The 14,576-nt window shown below is 75.3% G+C and carries 13 protein-coding genes; 4 read left to right on the top strand and 9 right to left on the bottom strand.

Features of this window, described 5'->3' with window-relative positions:
* Positions 1–342: 342 nt before the first annotated feature.
* The 9 genes from ACTWM8_RS06350 to ACTWM8_RS06310 form a co-directional block, all read right to left on the bottom strand.
* A complete protein-coding gene (locus ACTWM8_RS06350) occupies positions 343–1,539 on the bottom strand; it encodes a glycosyltransferase (RefSeq protein WP_446214482.1) in 1,197 nt (398 codons plus the stop codon).
* Positions 1,539–2,678 (bottom strand): glycosyltransferase family 4 protein, encoded by a 1,140-nt coding sequence (locus ACTWM8_RS06345; RefSeq protein ID WP_446212992.1) that lies wholly within the window; start codon positions 2,676–2,678, stop codon positions 1,539–1,541. Before ACTWM8_RS06345 ends, ACTWM8_RS06350 begins: the two co-directional genes overlap by 1 nt.
* A gap of 149 nt (positions 2,679–2,827) precedes the next feature.
* The gene (locus tag ACTWM8_RS06340) at positions 2,828–3,574 is read right to left on the bottom strand and encodes an MBL fold metallo-hydrolase (protein WP_446212991.1); all 747 of its coding nucleotides are present in this window, start codon (positions 3,572–3,574) and stop codon (positions 2,828–2,830) included.
* A gap of 192 nt (positions 3,575–3,766) precedes the next feature.
* On the bottom strand, positions 3,767–4,732 hold the full coding sequence (locus tag ACTWM8_RS06335; RefSeq protein WP_154943204.1) for a PLP-dependent cysteine synthase family protein: 966 nt from the start codon (positions 4,730–4,732) through the stop codon (positions 3,767–3,769).
* Positions 4,733–4,744: 12 nt separating this feature from the next.
* A complete protein-coding gene (locus ACTWM8_RS06330) occupies positions 4,745–5,098 on the bottom strand; it encodes a MoaD/ThiS family protein (RefSeq protein ID WP_446212990.1) in 354 nt (117 codons plus the stop codon).
* A 62-nt stretch (positions 5,099–5,160) separates the two neighbouring features.
* Entirely contained in the window at positions 5,161–5,649 is a 489-nt protein-coding gene (locus ACTWM8_RS06325; protein WP_446212989.1) for a Mov34/MPN/PAD-1 family protein, read from the bottom strand.
* A gap of 54 nt (positions 5,650–5,703) precedes the next feature.
* Entirely contained in the window at positions 5,704–6,198 is a 495-nt protein-coding gene (locus tag ACTWM8_RS06320; RefSeq protein ID WP_446214481.1) for a DUF2017 domain-containing protein, read from the bottom strand.
* Positions 6,199–6,200: 2 nt separating this feature from the next.
* Entirely contained in the window at positions 6,201–6,491 is a 291-nt protein-coding gene (gene clpS / locus ACTWM8_RS06315) for an ATP-dependent Clp protease adapter ClpS (RefSeq protein ID WP_088963684.1), read from the bottom strand.
* Positions 6,492–6,606: 115 nt separating this feature from the next.
* Positions 6,607–8,169 carry a hypothetical protein gene (locus tag ACTWM8_RS06310; RefSeq protein WP_446212988.1) on the bottom strand — a complete coding sequence of 521 codons (1,563 nt, stop codon included), beginning with the start codon at positions 8,167–8,169 and terminating at the stop codon, positions 6,607–6,609.
* A gap of 256 nt (positions 8,170–8,425) precedes the next feature.
* Between ACTWM8_RS06310 and ACTWM8_RS06305 the strand changes: the two genes are divergently transcribed.
* The 4 genes from ACTWM8_RS06305 to ACTWM8_RS06290 all read left to right on the top strand — a co-directional run bounded on the left by ACTWM8_RS06305 (position 8,426) and on the right by ACTWM8_RS06290 (position 14,224).
* Entirely contained in the window at positions 8,426–11,044 is a 2,619-nt protein-coding gene (locus tag ACTWM8_RS06305) for a LuxR C-terminal-related transcriptional regulator (RefSeq protein WP_446212987.1), read from the top strand.
* Positions 11,045–11,060: 16 nt separating this feature from the next.
* Complete coding sequence (locus tag ACTWM8_RS06300; protein ID WP_446212986.1) at positions 11,061–12,347, top strand: nicotinate phosphoribosyltransferase; 1,287 nt, start codon at positions 11,061–11,063, stop codon at positions 12,345–12,347.
* A gap of 16 nt (positions 12,348–12,363) precedes the next feature.
* Positions 12,364–12,945, top strand: coding sequence for an isochorismatase family protein (locus tag ACTWM8_RS06295; protein ID WP_446212985.1), 582 nt, complete (start codon positions 12,364–12,366; stop codon positions 12,943–12,945).
* A 64-nt stretch (positions 12,946–13,009) separates the two neighbouring features.
* Positions 13,010–14,224 carry an MFS transporter gene (locus tag ACTWM8_RS06290; protein ID WP_446212984.1) on the top strand — a complete coding sequence of 405 codons (1,215 nt, stop codon included), beginning with the start codon at positions 13,010–13,012 and terminating at the stop codon, positions 14,222–14,224.
* The last annotated feature ends 352 nt before the right edge of the window (positions 14,225–14,576 follow it).

The raw sequence follows: 14,576 nt of genomic DNA, 5'->3' as shown, positions 1-14,576 counted from the left end.
GCATCGGCCCGGGCGGGACGGCGCCGGGCGCGTGCGCGCGCGGCACGGACCCGGGCGGGACGGCGCCGGGCACCGCAGCCGGCCATCCGGCCGACGGCGGCACGGGTGCCTGTGGCGCGGCGGCGGCCGGGTGGACCGGGGGCGACCACGGCGGCTGCGGACCGGGCTGCGGGTGCGAGGCGGGGTGGCCGGGGGTGGCCGGGGGCCACACCGGACCGGGGGCCGGAGGCCGGCCGGGCCCGTCCACGCCGAAGGAGGGGTCCGTCACGGCGGTGATCATAGGTGCGCGGGGGCCGTGCCCGCCGCCCCGGCCGCGGGCCGGCGGGCGGCCGTCCCGCTGGCTCAGATGTCGTACGCGGCGCCGGCCCGGACCACTTCCAGCGGCCCGGCGTACGCGCCGGCGGCGGACTCGACGGTGTGCGACTCGCTATGCGCCCGCAGGAAGCCGGCGACCGCGGCGGGCCAGCCGAACTCCTCGGCTCGGGCGCGGGCGGCGGCCCGCCGCGCGGCGACCGGCCGGTCGAGCAGCCGGCACACCGCGTCGGCCAGCGCGGCAGGCGTGCCGTACGCGGCGACGCCGGCCCCACCGATCACCTCCGGCAGCGCGCTGGCAGCGTTGACCACCACCGGCGTGCCGGCGGCCAGTGCCTCCAGGCCGGCCAGGCCGAAGGTCTCCACCGGGCCGGGCGCCAGCACCACGTCGGCGGTGGCAAGCAGCGCGGCGACGGCCGACCGGTCGGGCAGAAACCCGGTGAAATGCACCGGCAGCCGGGCCGCTCGCCGGGCCAGCGCGCCGCGCAGCGGTCCGTCGCCCGCCATCACCAGCACCGCGGGCACACCGGCCCGGCGCAGCGCCACGAGGGCGTCGATCGCCAGGCCCGGCCGCTTCTCGGTGGACAGCCGCGCGCAGTGCACCAGCAGCACCTCGGTGTCGTCGGCGTACCGCTCGCGCAGGGCGAGATCGGACCGGTCCGGGCGGAACGTGGCGAGGTCCACGCCGAGCGGCACCAGGTCGACGGCGGGCGCCCCGACCCGGACGAACTCCTCCGCGGCCCACCGGGTGGTGCAGACGACCCGGTCGTACGTCTCGACGGTCCGCCGGTTGAGCCGGTCCGCGACGCGCCCGGCGGCGGATCCGCCGATCCCCCACTGGCCCAGCAGTCCGGTCAGGCACTCGTGGGACACCATCAGCGCCGGCACCCCGTAGGCCCGCGCCCAGCCACCGGTCCAGCGCAGGGTGCTGCGGTCGGAGACCTCCAGGCGATCCGGCGCCAGCCGGGTGAGCAGCCGCCGCACCGCCACCCGGTCGGTCAGCACCCGGTAGCCGCCGCTGCCGGGCAGTGTCGGCCCGGGCAGGGTGATCTCCAGCCCCCAGGGGTGCCCGGTCACGCCCGCCCGGTCGCCGGGGATCACCAGCACCGGCTCGTGACCGGCGTCCCGGTAGCCCTCGCCGAGGTGGCGCAGCGCGGTACGCAACCCGCCGGAGCGACCGGAGACGAAGTTCGCCAGCCGGACGATCCGCAGCCCCCGCGCGGCCATCACGCGGCGGGCAGCCGGGCGGCCGGTGCGCCGTCCAGGACCGCACGGTAGTGCCCGACCAGTTCGTCTCCCACCCGTCCCCAGCTGCGCCGGCTGACCGCGGCCCGCCCGGCGGCCCCGTACGCCGTCCGCCGGCTCGCGTCGGCGACCAGCCCGGCCACCGCGTCGGCGAGGGCGGCGGCGTCGCCGGGCGGGACCAGCAGCCCGGTGACGCCGGGCTCCACCAGATCGACTGGGCCGCCACTGGCCGGCGCGACCACCGGCACCCCACTGGCCGACGCCTCCTGCACGGTCTGACCGAACGTCTCGTGCGGTCCGGTATGGACGAACACGTCGAGGCTGGCGTAGATACGGGCCAGGTCATCGCCGTGCCGCACGCCGAGAAACCGCACCCGGGGCAGGGCCCGCTCCAGGTGCTGCCGGGCCGGTCCGTCACCGACCACCACGACCCGCACCCCGGGCAGCCGGGAGGTCGCCTCCAACAGGTCCACCCGCTTCTCCGGCGCGAGGCGGCCCACGTAGCCGACCACCACCTCACCATGCCGCGCCAGGTCGCGGCGCAACGCGTCGCAGCGCTTGTCCGGCGTGAACCGCAGGGCGTCGACCCCGCGGCGCCAGAGCCAGATCCGCCCTACGCCGTGGGCGAGCAAGTCGGCGGCGGCCCTGGTGGAGGGGGCCAGGGTGCGGTGGGCCAAGTTGTGGATCTCCCGTAGCCGGCGCCAGGCTGCCGCCTCACCCCAACCGACCCGGTACGCCCGGGCGTACGACGCCACGTCGGTCTGGTAGACCGCGACGGTCGGCAGCTCGTGCCGCCGGGCCAGCGTCGCGGCCCGCGCGCCGAGCACGAACGGGCTGGCCAGGTGCACCACGTCGGGCGCGTGCGCGAGCAGCGCCTCGCTCAGCCGGGTGCTCGGCACACCGAGCCGGAATCCCTGGTAGCGCGGCAGCGGCACGCTCGGGATGCGCACCACCTCGTAGTCGTGCCGGTCGTCGGCGCCGCGCCGGCCGCCCGGCGGGGCGGGGGCGATGACCAGCGGCTGATGCCCGCGGAGCACGAGATGTTCCGCCGTTCGGACGACCGAGTGCGCCACACCGTTGACGTCGGGCGGGAACGACTCGGTCACGATGGCGATCCGCATACGGCCACCGTGCCGGCCGCAGCGGTGCGCGAGCCAACGAGCCGCTGACACGGCGGCGAACAGTCCGGCACGAATCCGGGTCGGTGGATCGCCCTCGGCTGGACGTTCCTGGTCAGAACCCCCTGAAGCCCCGCGCCGGGTGGTCCCGCTCAGATGTCGTACGCGGCGCCGGCCCGGACCACTTCCAGCGGCCCGGCGTACGCGCCGGCGGCGGACTCGATGGTGTGCGACTCGCTGCCCCAGGCCATCACGAGATGGGTCAGCAGCAGCCGCCCGACTCCCGCCTTGGTCGCTGCCTCGCCGGCCTCCCGGCCGGTCAGGTGCAGATCCGGCGGGTTCTCCATGCCGTCGAGGTAGCTCGCCTCGCAGAGGAAGACGTCGGCGTCCTGGGCCAGCCGGAGCAGCGCGTCGCAGGGCGCGGTGTCCGAGGAGTAGCAGAGCACCCGCCCGCCGTGCTCCAGGCGCACCCCGTACGTCTCGACCGGGTGGTTCATCCGGTCGACGGTGACCGTGAACGGGCCGATCGGGAAGGTGCCGGGCTGCAGGCCGTAGAACTGGTAGACGTCCTCGACCGTGCTGTCGCCCTGGTCGTAGACCGCGGCCAGCCGGTCCGGCGCGCCGGACGGGGCGTACACCGGCAGGGGCGGGTACGGCCCGTCGGGGGCGTACCGGCGGACCACCACGTACGAGGCGGCGTCGAGGATGTGGTCGCAGTGCAGGTGGGTCAGGAGGATGGCGTCCGGGGCGTGCAGCCCCGCGTAGCGCTGGAGGGTGGAGAGCGACCCGGAGCCGAAATCGATCAGGAGCCGGAAGCCGTCCGCCTCGACGAGGTAGGCGGAGCAGGGGGACTCGGGGCCGGGAAAGCTGCCCGCGCAGCCGAGAACGGTCAGCCTCATCCCGTCGCCCTGTCGCTACTCACCGTAGTCGACACGCCGGTGCGAGCCTCGCCGATGATCTCTACCGACGCGTACGCCACGCTGCGCAGCCTACGCGCAGCGACGGCGGGGCAAGAATCATCTACTGGAAGTTGTCATCAACGTGACACCCGCGGGCCGGCCGGCGTGGACCGGCCGGCCCGGGGTCGGGCCTCACGCCCAGAGCTGCCCCTCCAGGGCGTCCTCGGCGTCGGCGAGCGTGCCGCCGTAGGCGCCGGTGGAGAGGTACTTCCAGCCGCCGTCACAGACCACGAAGGCGACGTCGGCGCGGCGACCGTCCCGCACCGCCTCGTGGGCCACCGCGAGGGCGGCGTGCAGGATCGCGCCGGTGGAGAAGCCCGCGAAGATCCCCTCGACCTCCACCAGCTGCCGGGTCCGCAGCACCGCATCCCGGGTGCCCACGGAGAAACGCCGGGACAGTACGGTGGCGTCGTAGAGCTCCGGGACGTACCCCTCGTCGATGTTGCGCAGGCCGTAGACCAGCTCGCCGTAGCGCGGCTCCGCCGCGACGACCTGGATGCCGTCGACCTTCTCCCGCAGGTAGCGGCCGGTGCCCATCAGGGTGCCGGTGGTGCCCAGGCCCGCCACGAAGTGGGTGATGGTGGGCAGGTCGTGCAGCAGCTCCGGCCCGGTCGTCTCGTAGTGCGCCCGGGCGTTGGCCTCGTTGCCGTACTGGTAGAGCATCACCCAGTCGGGGTGCTCCGCCGAGATCTGCTTGGCGGTGGCGACGGCCTGGTTCGAGCCGCCGGCGGCCGGCGAGAAGATGATCTCCGCGCCGTACATCCGGAGCAGCTGGACCCGCTCGGTGGAGACGTTCTCCGGCATCACGCAGACCAGCCGGTAGCCGCGGAGCTTGGCCACCATGGCCAGCGAGATGCCGGTGTTGCCGCTGGTCGGCTCGAGGATGGTGTCACCCGGCCGGAGCCGGCCGGACTCCTCGGCCGCGCGGACCATGAACAGGGCCGCCCGGTCCTTGATGCTGCCGGTCGGGTTCCGGTCCTCCAGCTTGGCCCAGAGCCGCACCGGCGGTGCCCCCTCGGGCACCGTCGGCGAGAGCCGGGGCAACCCCACCAGGGGGGTGCCGCCGCAGGCGTCGAGCAGGCTGTCGTACCGCGCCATGACGCCCGCCGGTCAGCGAGCGACGGGCGACGCGATGGCGGCCGCGGCGGCGCGGTGCTGGCTGATCGCGGCTGCCGCCGCGAAGCCGAACGCGCCACCGGCGACGGCCGGCAGGATGGTCACGCTGTCGCCGTCGGTGAGCTTGGCGTCCAGCGCGCCGAGGAAGCGGACGTCCTCGTCGTTGACGTACACGTTGACGAAGCGGTGCAGCGTGCCGGTGTCGGTGACCAGCCGGCCCCGCAGGCCGGCGTGCCGGGAGTCCAGGTCGGTGAGCAGGTCGCCCAGGGTGTCCCCGGCGCCCTCGACGACCTTCGCGCCGCCGGTGTAGCTGCGCAGGATGGTGGGGATGCGAACCTCGATGGCCATGGTGTCGTGCTCCTTGATCGGGTGTGCCTCGGTGACGGACGAGAAGTGAACGGCGCTGAAGGTCAGCGGCCGGAACACTCGTAGTCGACCGTCGCCGGGCTCTGCCCGAACATGTAGGACTGGACGGCGTGCGGGTCCACCGCCGCGTCCACGATCCGCACCGGCTCCTCGGTCACCACGCCGTCGACGATCCGGAAGGAGCGGATCTCCTCGCTGTCCGGCTCACGGGTGGAGACCAGCAGGTAGTGGGCCCCGGGCTCGCCGGCGAAGGAGATGTCCGTCCGGGACGGGTACGCCTCCGTCGCGGTGTGCGAGTGGTAGATGACGACCGGTTCCTCGTCGCGGTCGTCCATCTCCCGCCACACCCGCAGCTGCTCCATCGAGTCGAACTCGTAGAACGTCATCGAGCGCGCGGCGTTGTCCATCGGGATGTGCCGGGTGGCGGTGTCGCTGCCGGCGGGACCGGCGACCACGCCGCACGCCTCGTCCGGGTGGTCCCGGCGCGCGTGCGCCACGATCGCCTCGACGATCGACCGGTCGATGCTCAGCACGCCGCCCAGCCTAGCGCCCACCGGCCGCCGACTGCGAGGCGGTGACCGTCACACTCAGTCGATCAGGGCGTTGAGCAGGGACTCCTGGAGATATCCCAGGTAGGCGTAGACCGACAGTTGGAACACCCGCGAGGAGGTCGGGTCCTCGGCGACCGCGTCGTCGAGCTCCTCGCCCAGGTCGGTGCCGTCCTTGATCTCCAGCCGGACGCCCATCGCCAGCCGGGCGTCGTTGAGCGCCCGCAGCCACGCCTCGGCCGCCTCGGCGTCCAGCCGCACCTCGCCGCCCGCCTCGTCCGGCAGCGCGGCCAGGATCGCGCCGGCCTGGTCGATCTTGGCGGTCTTGAGGTCGCCCTCGGTGTACCGGCGGAACTCCGCCGTGCTCGCCGGGTCGTCCGGGTACGCGTCGGGGAAGAGTCGCCCGACCACCGGGTCGGTGTGGTCGAACCCGTCGGTGAGCAGCCCGACCACCTCGGAGGCGACCTTGCGCAGCACCCGCACCTCGTCGACGGCGAAGGTGGCGACGTAGCGGCCGCCCTGGCGGCGGAACATGCTCACGAGCGGTCCACCGTCGCCCACAGCCCGTACGCGTGCAGCTGCGACGCGTCGTGCTCCATCCGCTCCCGGGCGCCGCTGGACACCACGGCCCGGCCCTTGTGGTGCACGTCCAGCATCAACTTCTCGGCCTTCTCCCGGCTGTACCCGAACAGCTTCTGGAAGACCCAGGTTACGTACGTCATGAGGTTGACCGGGTCGTCCCAGACGATCGTCACCCACGGCCGGTCCGAGACCGGCACCTCGTCGGTGTCCGGCGTCTCGACCGGTGCAACCTGTGGAGCCGCCATGCCCCCCATCGTGCCACCGGATTCGGCGAACCGATGAACCGGAACGCCGGGGCGGCCCGGATCACCCTCCCGGGCAGCGCGGACCGGGCGGGGCGGCGACGCGACGACGCCGCGCTCAGGCGAGCAGGATGCCGTGGTCGAGGGCATCGGAGAGCACCGCGCCGAGGGAGAGACGGACCGCCTCGAAGCGCCGGGACACCTCGCGGGACAGCTCCAGCTCCACCTCGCGCAGGGCGCGCTGGGCCCAGGACCGGGCGGCCATCGGGTCGTTGTTGCCCGGGGTGCGCCAGTGCTGCCAGCACCCGCCGGAGAGCGCCACCGCCACCGGCGGCAGCACCTCGGAACGGGCCGCACCGGGATGGCCGGCCAGCGCGTCGATCGCGCCGGTGCCGACCAGGTCACCCACCCCGGCGGTGCTGGTGACCAGGAGCACCCGATCCAGGTCCCGGCCCTGCGGCTGGTCGGCCAGGCCCCACCGCACGGCCGCGGCGATCCGCTGCCGGACCCCCTCGGCCAGCGGCGCGCCGAGGACCCGCGCGGCGGCGTCGTCGATGACCGCGCGCACGGCCTGGTCGCACTGGACGGTGGCGAGCAGGGACAGCGCCTCCATCTCCCGGTCGAGCAGTTGCGGCAGGCCCGCGCAGCCCACCCCGAAGACGATCTCGTGGACCGCGCGCAGGTGGATGTTGGCCAGTTCCAGCGCGAGGTGCTGGCGGATGCTGCGGGCGCAGGTGCGCGTCTGCCGCTCCAGCCGCTCCGACCAGTCCCCCGCGTCGGCGTCGGGCACGACGGCCACCCGGCCGTGGGCGCCGGGCAGCACGGGCGGTTGGAGACTGGCGCGGCGCAGCCCCTCGTCGGCGGCCCAGCCGACCAGGGCCCGGCGCAGGCCGGGATGCTCGGCCCGGTGCACCGGAAACCAGCGGGCGCCGGCGAGGGCGGGCACGGCGGCGAGCAGGGCCGCCCGGTGCGCCTCGACGCTGACCTCCGCCGGGTCCAGCAGGGCCGGTGCCTCGGACGCCGCGTCGCCGGGCGACGGGACGGGCGCCTCCGTGTCGTCCGTCCCGCCCGCCGCCTCGGCCGGCGCCCAGCCGCCCGCGCCGGGGGTGACCACGAAGAAGACCTCGACCGGGGCTCGGGCCACCTCGGCCAGCAGGTGCAGCTCCGCGCCGGTGAAGGCCTGGTCGGCGCCGATGACGTAGAGCAGCGCGCCGCCGCGGCCCACCGCGTCGAGGAGCACCCGGCCGCCGGCGACCCCGAGGGCGTCGGTGTCCGGCGTGTCGAGCACCGCGAAGTGGCGCAGCAGCGGCTCGGGCAGGCTCAGCTCGACCCGGCGCGGCGGACGGGCCAGCGCCGGGCCGGCGGCCGCCTGGTCGGCGCCGTAGGCGTGGGGCAGCCGGTAGCCCGGCACGTACGCCGCGCGAGTGGCGACCCGGGCGTGCCGGACCAGTAGGCAACTGCCCGCCGGCACGTCGAGCATGCCGGAGGCGACGCCGAGCAGGGCGGCGAGCACCTCGCGGCGGGCCGCGGCGGCCGGACCGGCGGCGACCACCGCGAGCGGCTCGTCGGCGCCGGGCTCGGTGACCCCCAGGCGGGCGGGGAGCGGACCGCAGCGGGGCAGCTCGGCCGCCCCGCCGGGACCGCCGGGCACGTCGACCCCGGGGAGTGGACCGGGCTTCATCGGCGGCTCCCGTGGCGGGCGGGCGGCGGTGAGCAGCCCGCATGGACATCCGGTGCGGTGGCACCCGGATTCCGGAAGGGTACGTTCCGACACCCTCCAGCACCGAAAACCGCGGATACTCACCGGTAACCACGACATTACTCAACTTCGCAGCGTGACGGTGTGCGCGCGGACGGATTTCCGTCGATATGCTGCACCGATGAGTCGGTGGGGCTTCGTCGGCCGAACGGATGAACTTGACCGTCTGCATTCGGCCGTGGACGGAGCCGAGGGGCGCGGGCTCATCCTCAGCGGTCACGCCGGCATCGGCAAGAGCCGGCTGCTGCGCGAGGGGGTCAGCGTGCTGCCCGCCGACCGCTACGCGATCTGGTACGTGGCGGCCAGCACCGCCACCGCGGCGCTGCCGTTCGGCGGGCTGGCCCAGGTGCTCCCCGCTGAGCAGCCACAGGGGCTCTCCCCCGCCGGCGTGCTGCGCTGGGGCGTCGAGGTGTTGCAGGAGCAGGCCGCCGGGCGGCGGATCGTGCTCGCCATCGACGACGCCCACCTGCTCGACCCGCCGTCGGCCGCGCTGGTGCACCTGCTCGCCCGCCAGGAGAACACCACCATCCTGGGGACCCTGCGCAACGGCGAGCAGGTGCCGCTGCCGATCCGGGCGCTGTGGACCGACGACCTGGTCGAGCACTTCGAGCTCGCCCCGCTCGGTCCGGCCGAGACGGCCGACCTGCTCGCGGCCATCCTGGACGGTCCGGTCGACGCCGGCTCGGCGGACCGGCTGTTCCGGCTCTCCGCCGGCAACCCGCTGCTGCTGCGCGAGCTGGTGCTGGCCGCCGCCGGCGGTGAGCTGGACCGCCGGTACGGCGTCTGGCGCTGGACCGGCCGACTGGAGCTGGCCCCCAGCCTCACCGACCTGATCGACACCCGGATCGGGCGGCTGGAGCCGGGGGTGCGCGCCGTGGTGGAGCTGGTCGCCTTCGGTGAACCGCTCGGCCTGCACCTGCTCTACCAGGCCGCCGAGCAGGCCGACGTGGAGCTGGCCGAGGAGCGTGGCCTGATCACCATGGTCCGCGACGACCGGCGGCTCGACGTCCGGCTGGCCCACCCCCTCTACGGCGAGATGATGCGCCGCCGCTGTCCGGTCACCCGTACCCGGCGGCTGCAGGCCCGCCTGGCGGAGCTGCTGGAGCTGGTCGGCGCGCGGCGCCGGGGCGACCTGCTCCGGGTCGCGGTGTGGCGGCTGGACTCCGGCACCGCCCAGGACGCCACGCTGCTGCTCGGCGCGGCCGCCCAGGCGTTCGCCCGGTACGACGTACCCCTGGCGACCCGGCTGGCCCGCGCGGCGCTCGACGCCGGCGGCGGCTTCGACGCCGCGGAGCTGCTCGCCACCATCCTGATGTTCGGCGACCGGCCCGACGAGGCGATCCGGGTGCTCGACGCGGTGGCCGGCGAGATCGACGGCGACCAGCGGCGCAGCCGCTGGCTGACCGTCCGCGGCATGGTCAGCTACTGGGGGCTCAGCCGGGAGTCCACCGTGGAGGAGATCGCCCAGGCGGGTGCGGCCCTGACCGACCCGGGCGACCAGGCGCGGGTCCGCGCCTTCGAGGCGATCATGCGGCTGCACCGCCTGGACGCGGAGGACGCGCTCCGGCTCGCCCGGTCGGTGCTGGACCGCCCGGCCGCCAGCGTGGCAGCGCGGGAGCTGGCCCGCTGCACCATCGCCCACCTGGACGCGGCGCGGGGGCGGTTCCGGTGCAGCGCGACCGCGATCGCCCGGGTGGCGGCGGAGGCGCCGCACTGGCGCAGCGACATGCCCTACCTCCAACTCGCGATGGAACTGGCCCGGGGCACCCGGCTGGCCCTCGCCGGCGACCTCGCCGGCATCGACGCGATCGTCGCCGACGAGTTCGCCGACCTGGCCGGGGCCGGCGACTTCCGGCTCGGCACCGGCTACCTGGCGATCCTCCGGGCGTACGCGGCCCGGCTGCGCGGCCGCAGCGGCGAGGCGCTCAAGGTCAGCCTCGGCGCCTGCGCGGTGCTGGCCACCAGCCGGGTCTACGCCGGGCTGGCGCAGGCCGAACGGGCCCAGGCGGCGGCGCTGCGCGGCGAGGCCGAGCACGCCGCCGAGGCGATGGCCGAGGCCGACCGGACGCACGCGCCCGGCATGGTGGTGCTCTACCCCTGGCTGGAGCAGGCCCGCGGGGCGGTGCTGGCGGCCGGGGGTGACCTGCCGGGAGCCACCAAGCACCTGGGCGACCTGGCCGACCGGCTCCGCGCCGACGGCTTCGCCGGGCACGAGGTGCTGGTCCTGCACGACCTGGTCCGGCTCGGGCAGGCGGCGGCCCCGGTCGGCCCGACCTGCACCGACGGCAGCCGGCGTACCGTGGCGCAGCGGCTGGGTGAGCTCTCCGAGCAGGTCGACGGGGTGCTGCCGCCGCTGCTGGCCCGGTACGCCCGGGCCACCGTCGCCGGTGACGGCGCCGAGCTGCTGGCGGTGGCCGACGGCTTCGCCGCGCTCGACCTGCCGGTCTGGGCCGCCGAGGCGACCGCCACCGCGCTGCGCGAGCTGCGCCGGGAACGCGCCGCCTCGGCCGGCGCCGCCCATCAGCGGCTCGCGGGCCTGCTCGGCGGCTGCGACCAGATCCGCACACCGGCGCTGGAGGCGCTGCGACCGTCACTGTCCGACCGGGAACGCCAGATCGCCACGCTGGCCGCCGCCGGCGTGACCAGCCGGGCCATCGCCGAGCGACTGTTCCTCTCCACCCGCACGGTGGAGAACCACCTCCAGCGGGTCTACAGCAAGCTGGGCATCACCGGGCGGGCGGAGCTGCCGGCGGCGCTGCGGTCGCTCACGGGCCACGACGGCACGGAATCGGCGTGAACTCTAGGCTGGGGCGGTGAGCTCCCTTCGCCCCGCGCTGCTGACCGACCACTACGAGCTGACCATGGTCAGTGCCGCCCTCCGGGACGGCACCGCCGAACGCCGCTGCGCCTTCGAGGTGTTCAGCCGGCGGCTGCCCGCCGGGCGCCGCTACGGGGTGGTCGCCGGGACGGGCCGGCTGGTCGACCTGATCCGCGACTTCCGCTTCGACGCCGACGAGGTGGACTTCCTGCGCCGCACCGGGGTGGTGGACGACCGGGCCGCCGAGTGGCTGGCCGGCTACCGCTTCACCGGCGACGTCGACGGGTACGCCGAGGGCGAGCTCTTCTTCCCGGGCTCACCGATCCTCACCGTCTCCGGCGGCTTCGCCGAGTGCGTGGTGCTGGAGACGCTGGTGCTGTCGGTGCTCAACCACGACAGCGCGGTGGCCGCCGCCGCGGCCCGGATGGTCACCGCGGCCCGTGGTCGCACCCTGATCGAGATGGGCTCCCGGCGAGCCCACGAGGAGGCGGCGGTGGCCGCGGCGCGGGCGGCGTACCTGGCCGGGTTCCGGTTCACCTCCAACCTCGCCGCCGGCCGGCGCTACGGCATCCCCACCGCCGGTACCGCCGCGCACGCGTTCACCCTGCTGCACGACGACGAGAAGACGGCGTTCGCCTCGCAGGTCGCCACGCTGGGCAAGGACACCACGCTGCTGGTCGACACGTACGACATCAGCCAGGGCATCCGCAACGCGATCGAGGTGGCCGGGCCGGAGCTGCGGGCGATCCGGATCGACTCGGGCGACCTGGCGGTGATCGCCCAGCAGTCCCGGGAACTGCTCGACTCGCTCGGCGCCACCGAAACGAAGATCATCGTCTCGGGCGATCTCGACGAGTACGCCATCGCCGCCCTCGCCGCCGAGCCGGTGGACATGTACGGCGCCGGCACCGCCGTGGTCACCGGCTCCGGCGCGCCCACCGTCGGGCTGGTCTACAAGCTGGTCGAGGTGGAGGGGCGGCCGGTGGTCAAGCGCTCCGAGCACAAGGCCACCATCGGCGGCCGGAAGGTCGCAGTACGCCGGCACAAGCCCACCGGCACCGCCACCGAGGAGATCATCGTGCCGCAGGGCGTGCCGGACCGGCAGCCCAACGACCGGCTACTCCAGCGCTCCTTCATCGTCGACGGGGAGCCGGTCGCGCTGCCCTCGCTCGACGAGTCGCGAGAGCACCTGCGGCAGTGCCTGATCTCCATCCCGTGGGAAGGGCTCAAGCTCTCCGGCGGTGACCCGGCGGTGCCGGTCACCGTCGTCCCGGCAAGCTGACGAAGGAGTCACTCCGATGGCCAACGCCTTGATCATCGTGGACGTGCAGAACGACTTCTGCGAGGGCGGCTCCCTCGCCGTCGCCGGTGGCGCGGGGGTCGCGGCCGGCGTCTCCCGGCTGCTCGCCGCCGAGCCGGACCGCTGGGACCACGTGGTCGCCACCAAGGACTACCACGTCGACCCGGGCGCGCACTTCGGCGATCCGCCGGACTACGTCGACTCGTGGCCCCGGCACTGCGTCGTCGGCACCGCCGGTTCCGAGTTCCACCCGGACCTGGAGACCGACCGGGTCGAGATGATCTTCCACAAGGGCGAGCACGCCGCGGCGTACTCCGGCTTCGAGGGGCACGCCGACGACGGCGAGTGCCTGGCCGACTGGCTGCGGCGGCACGACGTGGACCGGGTCGACCTGGTCGGGATCGCCACCGACCACTGCATCCGGGCCACCGCGCTGGACGCCGCCGAGGAGGGCTTCGCCACCACCGTGCTGCTCGACCTCACCGCCGCCGTCGCGCGGACCACCCTCGACGTGGCGCTGCGGGCGATGGACGGCGCCGGCGTCACCCTGCGGGGCGAGCCTGTGATCAGGGACGCTTGAGCCGGTAATCGCTTGCCGATGTCGTACCTCCGGTCAAGGATGGCCGCCGGAGGTACGGACCATCATGAACTTGACGCCTTACCGGCAAGCGCTCGCCCTGCCCGGGCTCCGGTCGTTGCTGCTGGTGTCCGTGCTGGCCCGCATCCCGCTCACCGCGACCGGGGTGACGCTCACCTTCTTCGTGGTGCTCGACCTCGGCCGCGGCTACGGCGCCGCCGGCCTGGTCGGGGCCGCGATGACCGTCGGGGCGGCGCTCGGCTCGCCGCTGCTCGGCCGCCTGGTCGACCGGCGCGGCCTGCGCCCGGTGGTCGCCCTCACCACCGTCGCCGAGGCGGTGTTCTGGGCGAGCGCGCCGACGCTCTCGCTGCCCGTGCTGCTGCCGGCCGCGTTCCTCGCCGGCCTGCTCGCCCTGCCGATCTTCTCGGTGATCCGGCAGTCCATCGCCGCGCTCGCCCCCGAGGACCGGCGACGCCCCGCGTACGCGCTGGACTCGATGTCCGTCGAGCTGTCGTTCATGGTCGGGCCCGCGCTCGCCGTCGCGCTGGCCACCACCGTCTCGGCGCGCACCACCCTCTGGGCGGTCGGTGCCGGCGTGGTCGCCTCGGGCGTCGCGTTCTGGCTGCTCAACCCGCCCACCCGCAGCGCGGACGAGCCGGCCGGTCCGCAGCCCCGCACCTCCCGCCGGGAGTGGCTCACCCCCCGGATGCTGGCCGTGCTCGCGGTCAGCGGCGCGGCGACCCTGGTGCTCGGCGGCACCGACGTCGCGGTGGTCGCCGTGCTGCGGGCCAGCGGCGAGGTCGGCTGGACCGGCGCCGTGCTCACCATGTGGGCGGTCGCCTCGCTGGTCGGTGGCTTCGCGTACGGGGCGGTCCGCCGCTCGTTCTCGCCGCTGGCGCTCACCGCCGCGCTGAGCCTCTGCACCATCCCGGTCGGGCTCGGCGGCGGCCACTGGTGGCTGCTCTGCCTGGCCCTCATCCCGGCCGGCGCGCTCTGCGCCCCGACCATCGCGGCGACCTCCGACGCGGTCAGCCGGCTCGCCCCGGCGGGCGTACGCGGCGAGGCGATGGGGCTGCACGGCTCCGCCGTCACCGTCGGCATCGCGCTCGGCGCGCCGCTCGCCGGCGCGGTGATCGACGCCTCGCTGCCGCTGTGGGGCTTCGCGCTCACCGGCGCGATCGGGCTGGCGGTGACGCTGGCCGTGCTCCCCGTCGAGCTGCGCCACCGACGGGAGACCGCCGCCATGTCCGACGCCGCCGACCTGGCCCCCGCCACCACCTGACCCCGCCGTCCGCCGGGCGGTCTGGTGCACGCTCTCGTGCCCGGCTCCGCGGCTCGGCGGCTCGGCGCCCTGGCAGCCCGGCGGTCCGGCGGCTCGGCGGTCCGGCGACCCGGCGGTCGGGCAGCCTGGCGGCCCGGCGGCCCAGCGCGGCCGGGCGGTCGGGCGGTCGGGCGGTCGGGCGGTCGGGCAGCCTGGCAGTCCGGCGGTTGGGGGGGGCGGGCAGCCCGGCGATCGGGTGGCCCCGCAGCCCGGCAGCCCCGCAGCCCGGCGGTCGGGCGGGTCGGGCGGTCGGGGGTCGGGGGTCGGGGGTCGAGCGTGTCGCGGTGGCCCCGGGTCGGCGTGTCGCGGCGGT

It is taken from the genome of Micromonospora sp. IBSANI012 (assembly GCF_052814045.1).
Note: the sequence above shows the minus strand (reverse complement) of the source record. Positions and strands in the feature narration are given on the sequence as shown.